Consider the following 19,934-nt stretch of genomic DNA (forward strand, 5'->3'; position numbering starts at 1 on the left):
CGGATGGCGTCCTGTCATATGATCTCCATATCTGAGGAGATTGTTGGGGGCTGCCGGTTTCGGCACGCGAAAACATAGGATGAAGATCATGGGAATGATCCAATGCATTTCACCGATCGACGGATCGGTTTTCGCCGAGCGGCCGGCGCTTTCGCTAGAGGCGGCGAAAGAGGCGGTGGCGCGTGCGCGCAAGGCGCAGAAGGCCTGGGCGAAGCGGCCGTTGGAAGAGCGCGTTCAACTGGTACTGAAGGGCGTCGCGCGCCTTAATGAAATGTCCGACGTCGTTGTGCCGGAACTTGCCTGGCAGATGGGCCGCCCGATCCGCTACGGCGGCGAGTACAAGGGCTTCAACGAGCGCTCCAACTATGTCGCTTCGATCGCCGCCGATGCGCTCGCGCCACTGGTTGTCGAGGAAAGCGACAAGTTCGAGCGTCGCATCGAACGTGAAGCGCATGGCGTTGTGTTCGTCGTGGCCCCCTGGAATTATCCCTACATGACGGCGATCAACACGATCGCGCCGGCGCTGATGGCGGGCAACACGGTCGTTCTGAAGCATGCGTCACAGACGCTGCTGGTTGGAGAGCGGCTGGTGCAGGCTTTTGTCGAGGCCGGCGTTCCCGAGGACGTCTTCCAGAACGTGTTCCTTGACCACGAAACGACCTCGGCGCTGATTGCTGCGGGCAGCTTCAACTTCGTCAACTTCACCGGTTCGGTCGAAGGCGGCCGCTCGATGGAGCGGGCGGCAGCCGGAACGTTCACAGGGCTCGGGCTAGAGCTCGGCGGCAAGGATCCGGGCTACGTCATGGAAGACGCCGACCTCGACGCGGCGGTCGATACGCTGATGGACGGCGCGACCTATAATTCCGGCCAGTGCTGCTGCGGTATCGAGCGCATCTATGTGCATGAATCGCTCTATGACAGCTTTGTCGAGAAGTCGGTCGCCTGGGTGTCGAACTACAAACTCGGCAATCCGCTCGATCCTGAGACTTCGCTTGGCCCGATGGCCAACAAGCGCTTTGCCAAGGTCGTGCGCGAGCAGATCGCCGATGCCGTTTCCAAGGGCGCCAAGGCGCTCGTTGACCCCAAGCTGTTCCCACAGGACGATGGCGGCGCCTATCTCGCACCGCAGATCCTCGTCAACGTCGATCATTCCATGGCCTTTATGCGCGAGGAGACCTTTGGTCCTGCCGTCGGCATCATGAAGGTGAAGAGCGACGACGAAGCCGTTACGCTGATGAACGACAGCCAGTACGGCCTGACGGCTTCGCTCTGGACGAAGGATCCGGAACGGGCAGGGCGGCTCGGCCGCGAGATCGAGACCGGCACCGTTTTTATGAACCGCGCCGACTATCTCGATCCGGCTCTGTGCTGGACCGGCGTCAAGGAAACCGGCCGAGGGGGTTCGCTGTCGATCATTGGCTTCCACAACCTGACGCGTCCGAAATCCTACCATCTGAAGAAAGTCACAGCATGAGCAGCAACATCACAGCCAACTGGAGCTACCCGACCGCCTTCAAGCTTGGCCGGGGCCGCATCAAGGAACTGGCAGACGCCTGCAAGAGCCTCGGGATGAAGAAGCCGCTGCTGATCACCGATCGCGGCCTGGCTTCCATGGCGATCACCAAGACCGCGCTCGACATTCTCGAAGATGCCGGCCTTGGCCGCGCGATCTTCGCTGATGTCGATCCGAACCCGAACGACAAGAACCTCGAGGCTGGCGTTAAGGCGTTCAAGGACGGTGGCCATGACGGCGTCGTTGCCTTCGGTGGCGGCTCGGGCCTCGATCTCGGCAAGTGCGTCGCGTTCATGGCCGGCCAGACACGGCCGGTCTGGGACTTCGAGGATATCGGTGACTGGTGGACGCGCGCGAGCGTCGAAGGCATCGCGCCGATCGTGGCCGTCCCGACGACGGCCGGCACAGGCTCGGAAGTTGGTCGTGCCAGCGTCATCACCAATTCCGAAACGCATGTGAAGAAGATCATCTTCCATCCGAAGTTCCTGCCGGGCGTCGTCATTGCCGATCCGGAACTGACCGTCGGCATGCCGAAGATCATCACCGCTGGCACCGGCATGGACGCCTTTGCGCACTGCCTGGAAGCTTATTCCTCGCCCTTCTATCATCCGATGTCTGCCGGTATCGCGCTGGAGGGCATGCGCCTCGTCAAAGAATTCCTGCCGCGCGCCTACAGGGAGGGCACGGACCTTGAAGCCCGCGCCAACATGATGTCAGCCGCCGCCATGGGCGCTGTCGCCTTCCAGAAGGGTCTCGGCGCCATTCACGCGCTGTCGCATCCGATCGGCGCGGTCTACAACACCCATCACGGGATGACGAATGCCGTCGTGATGCCAGCGGTATTGCGTTTCAATCGTTCGACGATTGAGGAGAAGATTGCGCGCGCCGCGGCCTATCTCGGCATCTCCGGCGGCTTCGACGGCTTCTATAACTACGTCCTGCAGCTTCGCTCCGAGCTCGGTGTTCCCGACAGCCTGTCTGCGATGGGAATCAAGCCGGATCGAATCGATGAACTTTCGGCAATGGCGATCGAGGACCCGAGTGCTGGCGGCAATCCGGTCAAGATGACACTCGAAAATACCAAGGCACTCTTTAAGGATTGCTTCTGAACTTAAAGAAGACGGCGGACCTGAACTGGCCCGGAAAGCCTAGGCTTTCCGGGCTTTTTTTCAAGGGCGTCGCGATTTCGCCAGAGTGCAAGAAATGCTGGCCGCAATTTCAGGTGTCACGTTTAGGAGTTGTTAACCATAATTAGAAAGGATGCATTAACCGCACGATGCTTCCGAGAGTGCGCGGCAGAGCCATAGAAAGGCTCACATTTTCCCTTCGAGGACCGAACATGCCAGTCATCACTTTCGCAAACACCAAGGGCGGCGCTGGCAAGACCACAGCCGTACTTCTTCTCGCCACCGAGCTTGCCCAGAAGGGCTATCGGGTGACAATCCTCGATGCCGATCCGCAGCACTGGATCACGCGGTGGCATGAAGTATCCGGGCATGTGGCGAATATCTCGGTGATCGATTTCGTCACGTCGGCGTCCTTGCCGCTGCACATATCGGAAAACAAGCACAATACGGACTACTTCATCATCGACCTTCCGGGCGCGCGCAATCCGCTGCTTGCGACGGCAATCGGCCTTTCCGATCATGTCCTGATTCCCATCCAGGGATGCGCGATGGACGCCCGTGGCGGAGCGCAGGTCCTCGAGTTGCTGCAGTATCTCGACGAGAAGGCGGGTATCCGTATCGGACACTCGGTTGTGCTGACGCGCGTCAATTCGATGGTGACGACGCGAGCGCTCTCGATCGTCAAGTCGTTGCTGAGTGAGCGTCAGGTCCCGGTCCTCGACACCGCGATCATCGAACGCTCCGCCTTCCGCGATATTTTTGACTGCGGTGGCACGCTGCATTCCCTCGATCCGGCTCGCGTCAGCAACCTCGACAAGGCGCGGGACAACGCCCGCTGTTTTGCTGAGGAGATCATGGGCAAGGTTCCAGTGAAGCTTCCGGAACCGGCACGCAGCACTGGCCCGCTGATCCGTTCAGCTGCCTAGCGACAACTGTCAGCAAAACAAAAATGCGCCCTTTGCGGCGCATTTTTTCTTGATGGAACGGGCTGGTAGATCAGTCGGTGAATTCGACTGTCACGCCGGGCTTGACCATCTTCGCCAGTTCGGTGGCATCCCAGTTCGTCAAACGGATGCAGCCGTGGCTCTGGGTGCGGCCAATCTTCGATGGTTCCGGCGTCCCGTGGATACCGTAGGTCGGCTTGGAAAGCGCCATCCAGACCGTGCCGACCGGGCCGTTCGGACCCGGCGGAATGTTCAGGATCTTGTCGTTGGCGCCCTGCTGGAAGTTGATCTTCGGATTGTAGGTGTAGCCCGGATTGAAGGCGACGCGCTCGACGGTCACCGTACCGGACGGCGAGGGCGTATCGGTGGAGCCAATTGAGGCGGGGTAGGCGGCGACGAGATTGCCGGCATTGTCATAGGCAAAGACCTGCTTGCGGCCCTTGTCGGCGATGATGCGCGCGACCGATCCGGCCTTCACTTCACCGGGATTGACGACCTTTACGATCGTGCCGGGCACCGTGAAATCGGCGCCCGGATTGATTTCCTTCAGGAAGCCTTCGTCCATATGGAAGCGCTCGGCGAGCATTTCCGTCGTGGAGGTGTAGCCGAGCGATGACATCGCAGCCTTATGCGCGTAGTCCTCCGGGATTTCCGCAACGTACGGGCCGGCGGCATCCGCAGGCGTAATGGTGTAGCTGACGAGCGGCAGACCGCCACTCATGCGCAACTGCTCGAGAATTGCGTCGGTGTTGTTTGGGTCGAGCGTCTCGCCCGTCATCTGCTGATAGGCGTAGATCGCCTTGGTGACGTTCGCGCCCATGTGGCCATCGATCGCGCCAGGGGACACTCCGGCGCGGTCGAGGAATACCTGCAATGCGACGATCTCGGACTTCGACTTGTTCTTGAGCGTGATCACCGGCTCCTGAGACGGCTTCGGCTGCAACATTTCGGGCGTCTGCTGATCCTGCTCGATGGACGCATAGTCGTCGCCGCTTTGCGGATAGGGTTGGTCATCGAGCGGCTGGCGGTCGACCGGAGCGTTGCGCGGGATCGAGCCGGTCACGGCGCCCCGCTCAGCGTAACGACCATCGCCGTAGGGATCGTCGCCATAATAGGCATCGTTGTTGTACGCGTCGCGCACCGGCGGGCGTGGGTAATAGCCGCGGGCCCGCATCTCGGTCGCGATCACATTGCCATAGGGATCGACCAGCACGCGGTTGCCGCGTCGATCACGCGCGTAAGCCGCGCCCGACGGGACATAGTCGAGGATGTCACCGTTGGGCGCCACGAAGACGACGTCGCCTTGGCGTCCGTTGTAAAGCTGCTGCGCATCGGCAGATGGCGCTGCGATAGCGATGGCGAGCAGGGCAGATGCGGCAGACAATCCCGTTATTACAAAGCGATTCACGTCTTCATACCCTTCAGTGACTTGGCCGACACACACCTGCGAATTTTGACGCTAGTGTGGAATTTATGAGATCGTGCTGAACAAAAGATAAAAATCCCGTGATTTCTCCTTTAGTCATGAACATTTGGAGCGACTAGTCGGTTCCACGCGGCAAGGCGCGCCGTCGTGATTGACGAAATCCCTGCCGAGACATAACGGTGCGCAAGCCGCTACCGGGAGGACGTTGAACGATGATCGAATTTGCCGCCGCCAGAGGGCCGACACTGATGCTGGACGAAACGTCGCTGATGGATATCGGCGGATGTGTCGTCGATGGCGTCGACATCGCTCCCAAGAAGGCGGTCCCCGACGACGGCGATGCGCGCATATCGCATTCGGTCGAAGGCTTTCTCTTTACCTGCGGGCCGGACCATATCCGTCACCGCGAACCGATTCCGGGACGGGCGGACGGAAAGGTCTATCCTTTGCACGGGTCCGGGCCCGGGCACGCAGCCAAGGTTCTCTGGACGAAGTTCGACAATGGCAATGCCGAGTGCCGGGCGGATATTGATATCGTGACGGTCGAGGGCTTGTCGGTCCGGATCGAACGCCAGTGGTTCATCGACGGCAATACGGGGGAGGCGCGCCTCACGGACAAGGTCGTCAATACGAGCGACAAGATCGTTCCGACCTTCCTGATGTACCACATGAATATCGGCGGCAAATGGTTTGATGCCGGCACGCGCCTCGAAGGCAAGATGCTCGAGGGTGGTGGCTTTCCGTGGAATTTCGGCGAGGAGCCGGCTGGTATCTTCTGCGTCGAGGCGCCGGCAACGGAAGGCGGCTTTGCCGAGGTACGGCTTGGGCCGATCGCCGCAATCGGCGGCAAGGTTCTCCGAGTGCGCGTCCTTGCCGAGACGTTGCCGCACCTGCAGGTCTGGCGCAATCAGAAAGCGCCCGCCGACGTCCTTGGAATCGAGCCGGTATCGCATCGCTGGGTGTCGCGTTCGGAGTTGGAGGCATCGGGCGATTTCGTCATGCTGAAGCCCGGAGAGAGCCGACATTATGCGCTCAGCTTCGCCTTCGTTTGAGTGATCTGCGGTTGACGCTGGGCATGGGGCGGCGTAGTCATTCAGCCCACGATTTCAGGAGGATTAGCGATGGACATTCGCCAGATCGACGACGAGTATTCGGTTTCCGGTCAGATTTCGGTCGAGGATCTCGATCAGATCAAGGCCCTGGGCTTCAAATCGATCGTCTGCCATCGCCCCGACGACGAGAGCCCCGATCAGACGCCATATGCACTGGTAGCAGCGCGCGCCAAGGAACTCGGCCTCGATATCGCACATGTGCCGGTCGGCCCGATGGGTGTTACCGAAGAGGCGATCACGGGGATGGTTGATGCGCTCGATGAATTCGCGCGCCCGATGCTCGGCTACTGCCGCTCCGGCGCCCGCTCGACCGCGATCTATCAGAAGACGCACCACATTCGCGCCTAGTGCCGATCGGCAAACCAAATCCGGCGCCGCTCGATTCCAGCGGCGTCGTTCGTTTCGCAAACAGGAGAACATCATGAGCATCAAGCGTATCGACGCCGGCGCCCGCATGAGCGGTGCAGTTGTCCACGGCAACACCGTTTACCTCGCTGGCCAGGTCGGCGAAGGCGAAAGCGTCACCGAACAGTGCAAGTCGGCGCTGGCCGAAGTCGATCGTCTGCTCGCTGCAGCCGGCTCGAACAAGTCCAAGATCCTGCAGACCTTGATCTATCTTTCCGACATGTCCTACTTCGCCGAAATGAACGCCGCCTGGGAAGCCTGGGTCGATCCAGCCAACACGCCGGCTCGCGCGACCAGCGAAGCCAAGCTTGCTGCGCCGAAGTACAAGGTCGAGTTCACGGTTACAGCCGCCCTCGACTAAGTCGGCGGCATTGCGATTTCGAAGGCCGGTGGGTTCGCTCACCGGCTTTTTGTTTGGGCAATTTCGGAAAGCGTACGCGTCGGCGTAATTGCTTCCGGATCAAGCTTTACCTCAATGATCGAGGGCTTGCCGCTCGCCCGTGCGCGCTCGAAGGCGGCTGCGAAGCTTTCCGTCGTCTCGACTGTTTCCCCATGGCCACCGTAAGCGCGCGCAAGCGACGCAAAGTCCGGGTTCGTCAGATCGGTGCCACTGACGCGACCGGGATACTCGCGCTCCTGATGCATGCGGATGGTGCCATATATGCCGTTGTTGATGACGATGGCGATGATCGGCAGGTTGTAGCGAACGGCGGTCGCAAATTCCTGGCCGTGCATCAGGAAACAACCGTCCCCGGCGAAACAGATGACCTCGCGTTCGGGAAAGAGCTGCTTGGCAGCAACCGCGGCCGGCAGGCCGTAGCCCATGGAGCCTGATGTCGGTGCCGCCTGGGTGTTGAACTGACAGAAACGATGGAACCGATGCAGCCAGGTGGCATAGTTTCCGGCACCGTTGGTGAAGATCGCATCGGGGCGCGTATTTGCCTCGATCCACTCCATGATCGGTCCCATATGGACTGGGCCGGGACCGCTTTGCGGCGGTGTCGACCACGCAATGTAGGCCTGATGCATCCGTTCGGTGCGCTCCGCCCATCTGAGTTCGCTTGGTGCCTCGAGATCAGCAAGATCCGCAACGAAATCACTCGGGCTCGCGCAGATTGCGAGGTCGGGCCTGTAGACACGGCCAAGCTCGGATGGATCGGGATAAATATGGACAAGCGATTGCTGCGGGTAGGGGATGTCGATGAGCGTATAGCCGGAGGAGGGCATTTCCGACATGCGCCCGCCAAGCAGGATCAGCAGGTCGCTCTCCTTGATTTCCTTCGCCAGTGCGGGGTTGATACCGATGCCGACATCACCGGCATAGTTGGGGTGGAGATGATCAAACAGCATCTGCCGACGGAACGAGCATCCGACGGGCAGGGCGAAGCGTTCCGAGAAGGTTTTCAGATCGGCGACCGCATCCGCATCCCAGCGTGTGCCGCCGACGATGACCACCGGCCGCTCCGCCTTCAGCAGTCGCAGGTAAAAGTCGTCAATCTGACGACGACCGGGATGCGCTTCGACGCGCAAATAGCGCTTGGCGCGGGGCGCCTCCACTTCGTCGCGCAGCATGTCTTCGGGCAGTGATAAGACGACGGGGCCGGGACGGCCTGACGTGGCGATCGCAAATGCGCGGGTGACGAACTCGGGAATGCGAGCAGCATCGTCGATCTCGCCCACCCACTTGCTGAATTCGGTGAGGGCGCGGCGGAACTCGACCTCCTGAAAAGCCTCTCGCTCGCGGGCGTCGCGCTGGACCTGCCCGATGAAGAGGATCATCGGAATGGAATCCTGCCTGGCGATATGCAGCCCGGCCGTGGCGTTCGTGGCGCCAGGCCCGCGCGTTACCATGCAGATGCCGGGCTCGCCGGTGAGCCTGCCCCAGGCATCGGCCATCATGGCCGCGCCACCCTCCTGACGGCAGACCACCACGTCGATGTCGCTGTCATAAAGCGCATCGAGAACGGCAAGGAAACTCTCGCCGGGCACGCAGGAGAGGCGTTTCACCCCATTCGCTTTCAAGGCCTCGACGATCAGTTCCCCGCCGGTTCTTTTCATGATGATCTTTTCTCCTCCAGTTCGGCGAGCTCCGCCAGAACCTCCCCCTGATGCTCTCCCAGCCGCGGGCTCGGCCGCTCGTAACGCAAGGGCGTCTGCGACAGCACGACCGGCGTCCTCACGCCGGGAATGACGGTACCCTTTGCGTCGGCGAGATCTACCCGCAACCCACGCGCCTGAATTTGTGGATCCGCAAACATTTCCTCGATGGTATTGATCGCGCCGGCCGGAACGGCGTCCGTCTCACAGGCCCGCAGCAGGTCGGCCTTCTGCCATCTCAACGTTTCGGTCGAAACCAGCCTGCGAACCTCGTCACGGTTTGCTACGCGCGCCTTGTTCGTCGAAAAGCTCGGATCGTCGGCAATGCCCTCAAGGCCGAGGATCGCGCACAGGCGTCGGAACTGGCCGTCATTGCCGACCGCGAGGATCAGATAGCCATCGGCGGCCGGCACGACTTCATAGGGCGAAATGTTCGGATGCGCGTTTCCAAGTCGCGTCGGGGCGCGGCCGGACACGAGATAATTCATGTTCTGGTTGGCGAGCACGGCCGACTGGACGTCGAGCAGCGCCATGTCGACCAGCTGCCCTTCGCCGGTCCTCTGCGCGTGGATGAACGCTGCCTCGATGGCTGCGACCGCGTAAATGCCGGTAAAGATGTCGGCGATCGCAACGCCTGCTTTCATCGGCTGTCCGTCCGGCTCGCCGGTGATCGACATGAAGCCGGACATGCCCTGAACGATATAGTCATAGCCTGCCAGGCTGGCATAGGGACCGTTCTGGCCGAAGCCGGTGATCGAGCAATAGACGAGCTTTGGGTTGGTCTTTTTCAGGCTCTCGTAGTCGAGACCGTACTTCACGAGCCCACCGAGCTTGAAGTTCTCGATGACGACATCGGCCGTGGCGATGAGGCGGCGGACCAGCGCCTGATCTTCTTCGCGCTTTAGGTCGGCGGTGATCGAACGCTTGCCGCGGTTGGCAGCGTGGTAATAGGCGGCGGAGAGGTTTTCGCCGTCGGCACCCTCGACAAAGGGTGGTCCCCAGTGCCGGGTGTCATCGCCTCCCTCCGGGTTTTCGACCTTGATCACGTCGGCGCCGAGATCGGCCAGCATCTGGCCCGCCCATGGACCTGCAAGGACCCTCGCAAGCTCGATGACGCGTATGCCGGACAGCGGCGGCTTTTGGGGCTGATTGTCTGTCATGTTCCTCCCACGAGCAGATCAGGGCGCCAGGGCCGATTGAGGTGTATCGGATACCGGCTTCGATGCAAAGCGTCGCTCGCGCCAGATGATGTACAAGCCCGATGCGATGATGATGAAGATGCCGAGCCACTTGAGCGCATCCGGAAAGTCGCCGAAGACGAGCCAGGCGAAGACGGTCGCCGACACGATCTCGAAATACTGCAGCGGTGCCAATGTCGAGGCGGGCGCTGCGCGGTAGGCATAGACGCCGAAGATGCCGGCGACGGCAGCCGTGACACCGACGCCGAGCAGGTAGAGATAGCCACGGCCATCCGGCATCACCGCGTCAAAGACGTCGGAACCCGTCGCGCTGCCGAAAGCCAGCAGGATGGCGCACAACAGTAGACCCCAGATGCCCATCTGAAGCTGCATCGCCCACGGATCTTCCCGATGCGAAAGCACGCGGGTCATCAAGGCGAAGATGGCGATGCACAACGCGCTGACGACAGGCAGAAGTGCGACGTAGCCGACCTCTTGGAAGCTTGGCTGGATGATCAGCATCGCGCCGAAAAATCCGACGCCGCAGGCAGTGTAGCGGCGCCAACCGATTGTCTCCTTGAGGAAGATGCTGCTCAGGATCGTCAGTATGATGGGTTCGACGAAGAAAATCGCGATCGCATCGGCAACCGGCATGTACTTCAGCGTCGTAACAAAGGAGACCATGGAGATGGTTATGATGGCGCCTCGGATGGCATGAAAGATGTTGGCGCGCCAGGAAAAGGTCTTCCAGCTTGCGCGCCAGATGACGATCGGCAGCATGCAGAGGGCCTGCACGACGAAGCGCGCGGCCGTGATTTCTGCCGCGGGAATCGTAGCTATTGCGAGCTTGGAAAAGATGTCGATGATCGGGGATACAAGCACCGACAGGAACATCAACAGAATGCCGGTCGACACCTCCGAAGCGGCTGCGGGGCGGGAAGAGATGCCATTGTCCATCGCGAAATCCTTCGGTTCAGGATCTTGCGATCGCTTCGTCGCACCAGTCAGCGAATGCAGCGATGGCCGCGTCCGCTCCAATTTCATTCAGCGTTTCGTGGCGCATGTCCTGATATATTTGCGTCGTGATACGGGAGAAGCCACGGGCTTTCAAATGGTTTGACAACCAGATCACCGCTTTTCCGCCATCTGTTGCCGGATCCTGCCCGCCGCCGACAAGATGGATCGGCGTCTGCTTCGGCAGTCGTTCCAGATGCGTCATTCGCGGGGCGCGAAACGTCAGTTCGAAAATATCGAGCCAGAGTGACACCGAGGCATCGAAGCCGCACAGCGGGTCCGCGATATATTTGTCGACTTCGGCAGGATCGCGGCTTAGCCAATCGAAGTCGGTTCGACGGCCGGCGATGGATTTGCCCCAGGTGCCGAAGGTGAGCTTCGGCAGGATGCCGCTCGGAACATCAGAGCCCTTCAGTGCACGTTCGGCGAGCAGGATCGCTTGCGCGGCCCGTCCTGATATGCCGGGGTTGAAATTGGAGTTCCAGACCGCGAGGGCGTCATATTTCTCCGGATGGGTGAGCGCCGCGTTAAGCGCAATGAGGCCTCCCATCGAATGTCCGAAAAGAATGACGGGTAGACCGGGATACTGCGTCACGGCGTGGTCGCGGACCGAACCGACATCATCGATCACCTGCCGGATGCCTTCCTTGCGCGCAAAACGCCCGATCGGTGCGTCGGCCGCGGTCGTCTCGCCATGTCCACGGTGATCGAAGGCAAAGACATGGTAGCCACGAGCCGCTATCGCCACCGCAAAACGGGCGTAACGCTTGGAATGCTCGGCCAGTCCATGGGAGACAAGGATAATTCCGCGTACCTCGGATTGCGCCGGTTCGTGATGAAATCCAAGCGAAGCGTTCGCCGTTTCAAGGCGTTGCGTATCTGCAAACATCATATCCTCCCATTGGCGGGAGAAGATCAGATCGCCCGGGAAATGCAACACATCCAAATATTTATGCGACCGGATTTTCGCATCCTACGGATTGAGGGTTGTGAAAATAAAGCCGGCGTGATTTCTTGTTCATGAATTGTTCCTTGTGGGGATGAAAATGAGCAATCCATTTCTGCGTATGGCAGTATTCCTGATTGCGATCGCGGCAGCCGGCCTTGCGGGAGCCCAGGATGGCGCTGGAAGAACGCGCTTCATTCTGGCTGCCAGCTGGCAGCCTGCCTTTTGCGAAACCAACCAGCGCAAACCGGAATGCAGCAGCCAGACCAAGGACAGGTTCGATGCGACCAATTTCTCGCTGCACGGGCTATGGCCGATGCGCAAGGATTATTGCGACGTCTCCGGCGACCTGCGCGCCGCGGACAAGGACGGCGACTGGAACAAGCTGCCGGTGGTGGAGCTGTCTGCTGCGACCAAGACCGCACTCGCAAAGGCGATGCCTGGAACGCAATCCGGCCTGGAGCGGCATGAGTGGATCAAACACGGTACCTGCACAAAGCTGAGTGCCGACGACTATTTCGCCACGTCTGTCCGGCTGATCGACGAGCTCAATGCTTCGGCGGTCCGCGATCTGTTCGCGGCCAATATCGGCAAGTCGCTGACGGCGGAGGCGATCAAGGCCGTATTTGATAAAAGCTTTGGCGCTGGCGCCGGAGATCGCGTCAAGATGAGCTGCCGGCGTGCCGGCGGAAACCGCGTCATCAGCGAACTCACGATCGGTCTTTCGGAAGCCGCGACATCGAATGGCGAAACGAGCCTGCGCGACCTTATCCAAGGGGCAGGGCGGACGTCGTTCGGCTGCAATGAGGGCGTCGTGGACGCCGCCGGCTTTTGATCCCGCTCACCGAAAACCAAGGCCGGTCTGTCGACCTTTAGGCCATACGAGGCGACTAACAGAACAGCGTGCCAGGTTCCGATCCCGACGACGGTCGCAAAAGCCTCCGGATTTTGGCCGTCGCGCGTTGCTCCTTTGGCGCAATTCGCCTACATAGCGGCAAAACTTAAATCCCCCGCGGAGCGAATTATCAATGGCACGTCAGTTCATCTACCATATGGCCGGCCTCAACAAGGCTTACGGCAACAAGAAGGTGCTGGAGAACATCCACCTTTCTTTCTATCCGGATGCCAAGATCGGTATTCTCGGCCCGAACGGTGCTGGTAAGTCGACCGTGCTGCGCATCATGGCGGGCCTCGATAAGGAATATACTGGCGAGGCATGGCTGGCCGACGGCGCAACGCTCGGTTACCTCGCGCAGGAACCACAGCTCGATGCCTCCAAGACGGTCCTTGAGAACGTCATGGAAGGCGTTGCGCCGAAAAAGGCGATCCTCGACCGCTACAACGAGCTGATGATGAACTACTCCGACGAGACGGCGGAAGAGGGCGCTAAGCTCCAGGATGTCATCGACAGCCAGAACCTCTGGGACCTCGAAAGCCAGGTGGAAATGGCGATGGACGCGCTGCGCTGCCCGCCCGGCGAGTCCTCGGTCGAAAAGCTCTCGGGTGGCGAGAAGCGCCGCGTCGCACTCTGCCGCCTGCTGCTCGCCCAGCCTGATCTGCTGCTGCTCGACGAACCGACCAACCACCTCGACGCCGAGACCATCGCCTGGCTTGAAAAGCACCTGCGCGAATATCCGGGCGCCGTCTTGATGATTACCCACGACCGCTACTTCCTCGACAACGTCACAGGCTGGATCCTCGAGCTCGACCGTGGCCGTGGTATCCCGTACGAAGGCAATTATTCGGCCTACCTGCAGGCGAAGGCGAAGCGCATGCAGCAGGAGGGCCGCGAAGAGGCCTCCCGCCAGAAGGCGATCAGCCGCGAGCAGGAGTGGATCGCCTCCAGCCCGAAGGCCCGTCAGGCGAAGTCCAAGGCCCGTATCCGCGCTTACGACGAACTGGTCGCTGCGGCCGACGCCCGTCGCCCCGGCGATGCGCAGATCGTCATCCCCGTCGGCGAGCGTCTCGGCCAGGTGGTTATTGAAGCGGAGAACCTCACCAAGGGCTACGGCGATACCATGCTGATCGAGAACCTGACCTTCAAGCTGCCGCCCGGCGGCATCGTGGGTGTCATCGGTCCGAACGGTGCCGGCAAGACGACGCTGTTTCGCATGATCACCGGCCAGGAAAAGCCTGATAGCGGTGACATTCGTATCGGTGAGACTGTCGACCTCGGCTATGTCGACCAGAGCCGCGACGCGCTCGCCGGCAACAAGACCGTCTGGGAGGAAATCTCCGGCGGTAACGACATCATCAAGCTCGGCAAGCACGAAGTGAATTCGCGCGCCTATTGCGGCGCCTTCAATTTCAAGGGCGGCGACCAGCAGCAGAAGGTCGGCACGCTTTCGGGCGGTCAGCGCAACCGCGTGCACCTGGCCAAGATGCTGAAGGCCGGCGGCAACGTCATTTTGCTCGACGAACCGACCAACGACCTCGACACGGAAACGCTGGCAGCCCTTGAGGATGCGCTCGAGAATTTTGCCGGCTGCGCCGTTATCATCAGCCACGATCGCATGTTCCTCGACCGTCTGGCCACGCACATCCTCGCCTTTGAAGGTGACAGCCACGTCGAGTGGTTCGAAGGTAACTTCGAAGAGTACGAGCTGGACAAGATCCGCCGCCTCGGGGCCGATTCGGTCAATCCGAAGCGCGTGACCTACAAGCGCTTGACGCGCTGATCATCGGATATTGGTTTTAAGCGTTGAAGCCCCGGTTCGCCGGGGTTTTTTTGCGCGCATTGATGTCGCGATCCGAGCAGCTAATTTCGTGAACGGATTGAATTGCATCTTGCCACGTCCTCTCGATTCACATAAAGATATCTTTATATGTTGATTGGATCGGATATGGGTGAGCCTATCAGACTCGGACTGGATGCGTTGGTGGACGTCCTCAGGGCGGCCGGTGAGCCGACACGTCTACGCCTGCTGGCCCTGCTCGCGGCAGGAGACCTGACGGTCACCGATCTTACCGAAATCCTCGGCCAGTCCCAACCTCGCATCTCTCGCCACCTGAAGCTGCTCGGCGAAGCGGATCTCATCGACCGCTACCAGGAGGGCGCCTGGGCCTATTTCCGGCTGCGTCAGGATGGCAAGGCAGTCCTTTTCGTCCGCAGCCTGTTGGCGCATGCTTCCGAGAATGATCCGGTGATCCTGCGTGACAGCGAGCGCCTGGCTGCGGTGAAGCGCCAGCGGGCGGAGCGCGCACAGGCCTATTTCAGCCGCAACGCCGCCGAGTGGGACGAGCTTCGCCGGCTGCATGCCGCCGATGAAGAGGTCGACGCCGCCGTCATTCGGCTGCTCGGCAGCCAGCCGATTGAATCGCTCCTCGACCTCGGCACGGGGACGGGTCGCATCCTTGAACTCCTGTCCGGCCTCTATCGCCGGGCGATCGGCGTGGACGCCAGCCGCGATATGCTGAGCGTGGCGCGTGCCAATCTCGACAAATCAGGGATCACCAAGGCATCCGTTCGTCAAGCCGATATCCTGAACCTGCCGTTCGAGGCGCAGGATTTCGACGTGGTCACGATCCACCAGGTGCTGCACTTTTTCGATCAGCCCGAGATCGCGATCTCCGAGGCGGCGCGTATGCTGCGGCCGGGCGGGCGGTTGGTCATCATCGATCTGGCGCCGCATGGGCTGGAATACCTTCGTGACGAGCATGCGCATGTTCGCCTCGGCTTCTCGCATCAGTCGATATCCGACTGGCTGCGGAAGGCGGGGCTGGATGTCGAGCAGGTCGTCGACCTTCATCCGGGTCATCAAAGCGGGCAGGGGCTCACCGTCACCGTCTGGCTTGCGCGCGACCCCCGGCGTCTCATAGCCTCCTCAGCGAGCGAAGGCGCCGAACCCATATTTGCCGGGAGATAATCATATGGCTTTGAACAGCGCCGCGCGCCGCAAGATCGGTATTTCCTTCGAGTTCTTTCCGCCGAAGTCGGAAGAGATGGAAGGTCAGCTGTGGAACACGGTCAGCGAGCTGCAGGACTGGGATCCCGACTTCGTATCGGTAACCTACGGCGCCGGTGGCACCACCAAGGCACCGACGCTGGCAACCGTCTCGCGCTTTCTCGCCGAGACTCCCCTTGCCACCGCATCGCATCTCACCTGCGTCGGGGCGACGAAGGATGAAACGCACAGCGTCATCGAGACCTTCCGCAAGGTTGGCGTCAAGCATTTTGTAGCGCTTCGCGGCGATGCTCCGGGCGGCGTCGGCGCGCCCTACCAGCCGCATCCCGGCGGCTATGCAAACGCGGCGGCATTGGTTGCCGGACTGCGCGAGATTGGCGATTTCGAGATTTCGGTCTCTGCCTATCCCGAGAAGCATCCGGAGAGCCGCGATACCGCTGCCGACATCGACATGCTGAAGCAGAAGGCGGACAACGGCGCGACCCGGGCACTGACGCAATTCTTCTTCGACAACGACAATTTCGAACGCTATCTGGAGCAAGTGCGGGCCGCCGGTATCAATATTCCCGTTGTGCCGGGCATCATGCCGATCCAGAACCTGACGCAGCTGAAGCGCTTCGCCGGCGCCTGCGGCACTCTCATACCGGCGTTTCTGGATGAGCGCTTTGCGGGCTTCGACGACAAGCCGGAAGAAAGAGCAAAGGTTGCGGCCGAGGTTGCAGCCGAACAGATCGAAGATCTGGCCCGTCGCGGGCTCACCGACTTTCACCTGTACACCATGAATCGTGCGCCGCTCGTCTCGGCCGTGCTGACCAATCTCGGCTTCACGCGGGACGGTGCCAAGAAGGCCGGTGCCGCCGCATAGGCTGCTCCTGTCGGAAGACAAAAAGAAAAGCGCATCTCCTCGTGGGATGCGCTTTTCCGATTCATTGAACTGTTTCGCTACTCAGGAGTCTCGGCACTGTTCAATCGGCACGACGTTCAGATGAAAAGCATTGTCAATACGAATGCAAACGCCGCGCTGACCAAAAGGACATTCAAGGATTGTGTAAGTCCCATGTCTGTCTCCTCGCGTTAACGGTGCGATAATATGTCGTGATTGTGTCGCTTGGAAAGCGGATTTTATACTGCACTGCGGCGAAAATGTCACATCGCGGACGCGGGGCCGCAACTAATTCACTGAAATTGCGAAAGAAATTCCCGCAGAAAAATATTCACAGATTTTAACCTGCCGTTAAAGTCGGCGATCCTGCCTTCACACTTGCGGCAAGATGAAGGCTTTGCCTGAAGCGTCTGAAACCATGGAATAATCCGCGCAAATGAAAAGGCCGGGTGTGAAGCCCGGCCCGAAAGCCTGCGCTCAAGATGCGCGATTAGAGGGAGTTAAGGAGCGTCGGCGTTGCCCAGCCGTCGGCCGGCATGCCGAGGCGCTGCTGCTCCTTCTGGATGGCAACGCGCGTGCCCGAACCCAGGATGCCGTCGACCTTGCCGACGTCATGGCCGAGCGTTCCGAGCTTCGTTTGCAGTTCCTTCATCTGATCATTGGAAAGGCCCTGTTCGGGCGCGCCCTTGAGATAGGGCTCGGCACCGGCGAGGCGGGTCCCAAAATAAGCGGCCGAGGTCGTGTAGATGAACGACTTGTTCCACTCGAGGTAGATCTGGAAGTTCGGGTAAGCGATGAAGGTCGGGCCGAGGCGGCCCTGGGGCAGGATCAGGTCGGCATGCAGGTTGCCGAAGCTCGTGTTACCGTCACGCGGCTTGACACCAAGGGCAAACCAATCGCCGGCCGTCATAGGGCCGCCAATACCGGATTTTTCCCACGGGAGGCTCTCGGGAAGTATGACCTCCTGAATCCAGGGCTGCCCCTTTTGGAAGCCGAGATGCTGGATGAATTTTGCTGCCGTCAGAATGGCATCGGGAGCGCTCTGCTTGAGGCGCACATGGCCGTCGCCGTCACCGTCCATCCCGTAAGCGACGATATCGCGGGGCAGCATCTGGACCTGACCGATCTCGCCGGCCCAGGCACCTGTGTTGGTTGCCGGCTCGAGATCACCATGCTGAACCATTTCAATAAGGGCGATCAGCTGCGGGCGGAACAACTCGGGGCGCCGGCAATCATGAGCCAGCGTCACGAGCGCGTTGCGGGTGTTGAAATCGCCCTGCACAGCGCCGAAATCCGTTTCCATGGCCCAGAAGGCCGTGATGACGCCGGCGGGCACTCCGAACTCCTGCTCGGCGCGGGCGAAGACATCCGCATACTGCTTCATCTTCTGGCGGCCGATATCGAGGCGGGCCTGGCTGACGGTGCGCTGTGAGAATTCCAGGAAGGTCTGCTTGAACACACCCTGCGCGCGGTCGCGGCTCAAGACCTTCTGGTCGATCTGTGCGCCTTCAAGTGCCTTGTCGGCGGCTTCTGCGGATGCGCCTGCTGCAATCGCGTCGGCCTTTACGCCGGCCAAGAACCCAGCGAGATCACCATCACATGCCGGGGCGGCCGCCTGCGAAGCCGGTGCACTCGGTGCCGGCGTCTGAGCGGCAGCGCCGGTGGCAAGACCGGCAGCAAAAAGGAGTGCAAGTGCCGTGCGGCTTGCGGGCGAGCGGTGCATAGTTTCGATCCTCGTCGTCAATGGAATTTCCGTCGATTTCCCAGATGATTGTGACGGAAGCAAGAAAGACGAGGGGAGGTTACTAAGAATTTGTGTCCTTGGATACCGCGGCTACCCAGTTGTGCCAGTTCTGCGTCGATCCGGCGAAAACATTGATGTCCGTCGGGCCCTTGATACCAGGGATGACGCCCGTCGACGTGTACTGCCAGAAGGCCCACCGGCGGTCGGCATAGGTAACTTCGGGATGTTTGGCGACGGAGCGGACCCAGAAGTGGTAATTCTGGAAGTAGCCGACGAGATTGTCACGGTGGAAATCGACCGACGTGTAGATAATCGGACGCTTGCCGTAGTAGGCCTCGAGGCGGTCCATAAAGCGCTGCAGCTGTGCGCGCACCGTGGCTGGATCTGGGCGATAACGGCATGTCTTGGACTCTGAGTTCCATTCGACATCGAGGACTGGCGGCAGCCGCATCGAGTCTTTCGGCACGTTGCTGATGAACCAATCGGCCTGTTCATCAGGCGTCGAGCAGAAATAGTAGAAATGATAAGGAGCGTGCGGAATGCCCACGGCGCGGGCGCGCTGCCAGTACTCATTGAAGCGCGAATCGACGCGGTCCTTGCCCTCGGTCGCCTTGATGAATGCGAAAGCGACGCCGGAGTTCCTGACCGTCTGCCAGTCGATATCGCCTTGCCACTTCGAGACGTCGATGCCGTGAACTGGCTGCTTCTCCGGATGCTTTGTTCCGAAGTCCTGAGGATCGGTGTCCTTGAAGCGCGTCTTCGGCTTTACGGACGCTGTTTCGAGATAGTCATAGCCCGATGACGTGCACCCGGCGAGCATGACAGCCAACGGCAAAACGCAAAACAGAAGCCGGCGCATAGATGTTCCGTCGCGAAACGAATGGAATTTTTGCCCCACAGCTCGACCTTCGTGATAAACGCGTCCAGCAGAGGAATGTCCCCTCTATTTCCCATATCAACGTAAAAATTCGGTTAGTTTCAAGCGAAATGTCAAGGTTTGGTCACAATGACAGCCCGCCAGGCATAGCCGCCGCCGATGGTCTCGAACGTCAGTCGTCCTTGGTTTTCAGAGGCTTGAGACTTAAGAACCTGCCGCAGATTGGGACGCGGCGACACGTGAAATTTTCGCAGCCATGCCTTGAGAAGACGCGCAAACCAGCCCGGCAGGCGTTCCTGCTGACCAAAATCGACGATGTGCAACTCGCCGCCGGGGGCTAGGGCGGCCACGGCCGAGTCGATCGCGCATTCCCAGTCGGGAATCATAGAAAGCACATAGGAAATGAGGATGCGGTCGAAGCCGCCGACGCCGAACTCGCGCGGCGTGAAGGCCGTCGCGTCCGCGACGCGGAAATCAGGGAGCGTGGCTTTGGTATCGAATGTCCTGCGCGCGGAGATCAGCATCTCCGCCGAAATATCGAGCCCGTAGAGCTTAGCCTGCGGATAATATCTATGGGCAAGTGCGAGGTTGCGGCCGGTTCCGCAACCGACCTCCAAAAGGGTGCCGCCTGCCGGCACATTCAGATTGCGGATCGTCTGATCGCGACCGAGCAGGTAATACTTGCGCGTCAGGTCATAGATGTGGCGCTGATAACGGTACATGCCGTCCATCAGGGCGGCGTGGTCGTCGTCCTTTGCGACCG

General features: G+C 60.4%; 18 protein-coding genes. 10 read left to right on the top strand and 8 right to left on the bottom strand.

Annotated elements, in window-relative coordinates; translation table 11 throughout:
- Positions 1-88 precede the first annotated feature (88 nt).
- The 3 genes from FHX09_RS15330 (at position 89) to FHX09_RS15340 (ending at position 3,566) form a co-directional block, all read left to right on the top strand.
- A complete protein-coding gene (locus FHX09_RS15330) occupies positions 89-1,474 on the top strand; it encodes an aldehyde dehydrogenase family protein (protein WP_007802383.1) in 1,386 nt (461 codons plus the stop codon).
- Positions 1,471-2,622, top strand: coding sequence for an iron-containing alcohol dehydrogenase (locus FHX09_RS15335; RefSeq protein WP_007802381.1), 1,152 nt, complete (start codon positions 1,471-1,473; stop codon positions 2,620-2,622). The genes FHX09_RS15330 and FHX09_RS15335 overlap by 4 nt, the downstream gene beginning before the upstream one ends.
- A gap of 230 nt (positions 2,623-2,852) precedes the next feature.
- The gene (locus tag FHX09_RS15340; protein WP_245505486.1) at positions 2,853-3,566 is read left to right on the top strand and encodes a ParA family protein; all 714 of its coding nucleotides are present in this window, start codon (positions 2,853-2,855) and stop codon (positions 3,564-3,566) included.
- 70 nt (positions 3,567-3,636) lie between these two features.
- On the opposite strand, the gene FHX09_RS15345 is transcribed toward FHX09_RS15340, so the two are convergent.
- Complete coding sequence (locus FHX09_RS15345) at positions 3,637-4,992, bottom strand: L,D-transpeptidase (protein ID WP_183720482.1); 1,356 nt, start codon at positions 4,990-4,992, stop codon at positions 3,637-3,639.
- A gap of 230 nt (positions 4,993-5,222) precedes the next feature.
- Here FHX09_RS15345 and FHX09_RS15350 point away from each other — a divergent pair, with 230 nt between their 5' ends.
- From FHX09_RS15350 to FHX09_RS15360, 3 genes are all read left to right on the top strand, one after another.
- Positions 5,223-6,062 (top strand): DUF4432 family protein, encoded by an 840-nt coding sequence (locus FHX09_RS15350; protein ID WP_132590679.1) that lies wholly within the window; start codon positions 5,223-5,225, stop codon positions 6,060-6,062.
- Positions 6,063-6,131: 69 nt separating this feature from the next.
- On the top strand, positions 6,132-6,470 hold the full coding sequence (locus FHX09_RS15355; RefSeq protein ID WP_007802372.1) for a TIGR01244 family sulfur transferase: 339 nt from the start codon (positions 6,132-6,134) through the stop codon (positions 6,468-6,470).
- A gap of 73 nt (positions 6,471-6,543) precedes the next feature.
- Entirely contained in the window at positions 6,544-6,888 is a 345-nt protein-coding gene (locus FHX09_RS15360) for a RidA family protein (protein WP_007802370.1), read from the top strand.
- Between the two features lie 38 nt (positions 6,889-6,926).
- On the opposite strand, the gene FHX09_RS15365 is transcribed toward FHX09_RS15360, so the two are convergent.
- The 4 genes from FHX09_RS15365 to FHX09_RS15380 are packed head-to-tail and all read right to left on the bottom strand — an operon-like array spanning position 6,927 to position 11,705.
- Positions 6,927-8,585, bottom strand: a complete 1,659-nt coding sequence (locus tag FHX09_RS15365; protein WP_183720479.1) for a thiamine pyrophosphate-binding protein — start codon at positions 8,583-8,585, stop codon at positions 6,927-6,929.
- Positions 8,582-9,784 carry a CaiB/BaiF CoA-transferase family protein gene (locus tag FHX09_RS15370; protein WP_183720476.1) on the bottom strand — a complete coding sequence of 401 codons (1,203 nt, stop codon included), beginning with the start codon at positions 9,782-9,784 and terminating at the stop codon, positions 8,582-8,584. The genes FHX09_RS15365 and FHX09_RS15370 overlap by 4 nt, the downstream gene beginning before the upstream one ends.
- A gap of 18 nt (positions 9,785-9,802) precedes the next feature.
- A complete protein-coding gene (locus tag FHX09_RS15375; RefSeq protein ID WP_132590685.1) occupies positions 9,803-10,759 on the bottom strand; it encodes a DMT family transporter in 957 nt (318 codons plus the stop codon).
- A 16-nt stretch (positions 10,760-10,775) separates the two neighbouring features.
- Positions 10,776-11,705: an alpha/beta hydrolase gene (locus tag FHX09_RS15380; protein WP_183720470.1), complete on the bottom strand. Its 930-nt coding sequence runs from the start codon at positions 11,703-11,705 to the stop codon at positions 10,776-10,778.
- Between the two features lie 157 nt (positions 11,706-11,862).
- Between FHX09_RS15380 and FHX09_RS15385 the strand changes: the two genes are divergently transcribed.
- The 4 genes from FHX09_RS15385 (at position 11,863) to metF (ending at position 16,532) form a co-directional block, all read left to right on the top strand.
- The gene (locus FHX09_RS15385) at positions 11,863-12,597 is read left to right on the top strand and encodes a ribonuclease (protein ID WP_184450348.1); all 735 of its coding nucleotides are present in this window, start codon (positions 11,863-11,865) and stop codon (positions 12,595-12,597) included.
- A 193-nt stretch (positions 12,598-12,790) separates the two neighbouring features.
- Positions 12,791-14,440 carry an energy-dependent translational throttle protein EttA gene (gene ettA, locus FHX09_RS15390; RefSeq protein ID WP_007802357.1) on the top strand — a complete coding sequence of 550 codons (1,650 nt, stop codon included), beginning with the start codon at positions 12,791-12,793 and terminating at the stop codon, positions 14,438-14,440.
- Between the two features lie 165 nt (positions 14,441-14,605).
- Entirely contained in the window at positions 14,606-15,628 is a 1,023-nt protein-coding gene (locus tag FHX09_RS15395) for a metalloregulator ArsR/SmtB family transcription factor (protein WP_132590689.1), read from the top strand.
- Between the two features lie 4 nt (positions 15,629-15,632).
- A complete protein-coding gene (gene metF / locus FHX09_RS15400) occupies positions 15,633-16,532 on the top strand; it encodes a methylenetetrahydrofolate reductase [NAD(P)H] (protein ID WP_007802352.1) in 900 nt (299 codons plus the stop codon).
- 508 nt (positions 16,533-17,040) lie between these two features.
- Here metF and FHX09_RS15405 read toward each other — a convergent pair.
- The 3 genes from FHX09_RS15405 to FHX09_RS15415 form a co-directional block, all read right to left on the bottom strand.
- Positions 17,041-18,273 (bottom strand): lytic murein transglycosylase, encoded by a 1,233-nt coding sequence (locus FHX09_RS15405; RefSeq protein ID WP_183720467.1) that lies wholly within the window; start codon positions 18,271-18,273, stop codon positions 17,041-17,043.
- Between the two features lie 82 nt (positions 18,274-18,355).
- Positions 18,356-19,153: a GH25 family lysozyme gene (locus FHX09_RS15410; protein WP_007802347.1), complete on the bottom strand. Its 798-nt coding sequence runs from the start codon at positions 19,151-19,153 to the stop codon at positions 18,356-18,358.
- Positions 19,154-19,284: 131 nt separating this feature from the next.
- Positions 19,285-19,902 (bottom strand): class I SAM-dependent methyltransferase, encoded by a 618-nt coding sequence (locus tag FHX09_RS15415; protein WP_165933115.1) that lies wholly within the window; start codon positions 19,900-19,902, stop codon positions 19,285-19,287.
- Between the last annotated feature and the right edge of the window lie 32 nt (positions 19,903-19,934).

This window comes from Rhizobium sp. BK538, assembly GCF_014197575.1.
Taxonomy (GTDB): Bacteria; Pseudomonadota; Alphaproteobacteria; order Rhizobiales; family Rhizobiaceae; genus Rhizobium.

Bases quoted from the DNA above. Each gene is read 5' to 3' on its own strand.
- FHX09_RS15330 (WP_007802383.1), top strand. From the start codon at position 89: ATGGGAATGATCCAATGCATTTCACCGATCGACGGATCGGTTTTCGCC.
- FHX09_RS15335 (WP_007802381.1), top strand. From the start codon at position 1,471: ATGAGCAGCAACATCACAGCCAACTGGAGCTACCCGACCGCCTTCAAG.
- FHX09_RS15340 (WP_245505486.1), top strand. From the start codon at position 2,853: ATGCCAGTCATCACTTTCGCAAACACCAAGGGCGGCGCTGGCAAGACC.
- FHX09_RS15350 (WP_132590679.1), top strand. From the start codon at position 5,223: ATGATCGAATTTGCCGCCGCCAGAGGGCCGACACTGATGCTGGACGAA.
- FHX09_RS15355 (WP_007802372.1), top strand. From the start codon at position 6,132: ATGGACATTCGCCAGATCGACGACGAGTATTCGGTTTCCGGTCAGATT.
- FHX09_RS15360 (WP_007802370.1), top strand. From the start codon at position 6,544: ATGAGCATCAAGCGTATCGACGCCGGCGCCCGCATGAGCGGTGCAGTT.
- FHX09_RS15365 (WP_183720479.1), bottom strand. From the start codon at position 8,585: ATGAAAAGAACCGGCGGGGAACTGATCGTCGAGGCCTTGAAAGCGAAT.
- FHX09_RS15370 (WP_183720476.1), bottom strand. From the start codon at position 9,784: ATGACAGACAATCAGCCCCAAAAGCCGCCGCTGTCCGGCATACGCGTC.
- FHX09_RS15375 (WP_132590685.1), bottom strand. From the start codon at position 10,759: ATGGACAATGGCATCTCTTCCCGCCCCGCAGCCGCTTCGGAGGTGTCG.
- FHX09_RS15380 (WP_183720470.1), bottom strand. From the start codon at position 11,705: ATGTTTGCAGATACGCAACGCCTTGAAACGGCGAACGCTTCGCTTGGA.
- FHX09_RS15385 (WP_184450348.1), top strand. From the start codon at position 11,863: ATGAGCAATCCATTTCTGCGTATGGCAGTATTCCTGATTGCGATCGCG.
- ettA (WP_007802357.1), top strand. From the start codon at position 12,791: ATGGCACGTCAGTTCATCTACCATATGGCCGGCCTCAACAAGGCTTAC.
- FHX09_RS15395 (WP_132590689.1), top strand. From the start codon at position 14,606: ATGGGTGAGCCTATCAGACTCGGACTGGATGCGTTGGTGGACGTCCTC.
- metF (WP_007802352.1), top strand. From the start codon at position 15,633: ATGGCTTTGAACAGCGCCGCGCGCCGCAAGATCGGTATTTCCTTCGAG.
- FHX09_RS15405 (WP_183720467.1), bottom strand. From the start codon at position 18,273: ATGCACCGCTCGCCCGCAAGCCGCACGGCACTTGCACTCCTTTTTGCT.
- FHX09_RS15410 (WP_007802347.1), bottom strand. From the start codon at position 19,153: ATGCGCCGGCTTCTGTTTTGCGTTTTGCCGTTGGCTGTCATGCTCGCC.
- FHX09_RS15415 (WP_165933115.1), bottom strand. From the start codon at position 19,902: ATGGACGGCATGTACCGTTATCAGCGCCACATCTATGACCTGACGCGC.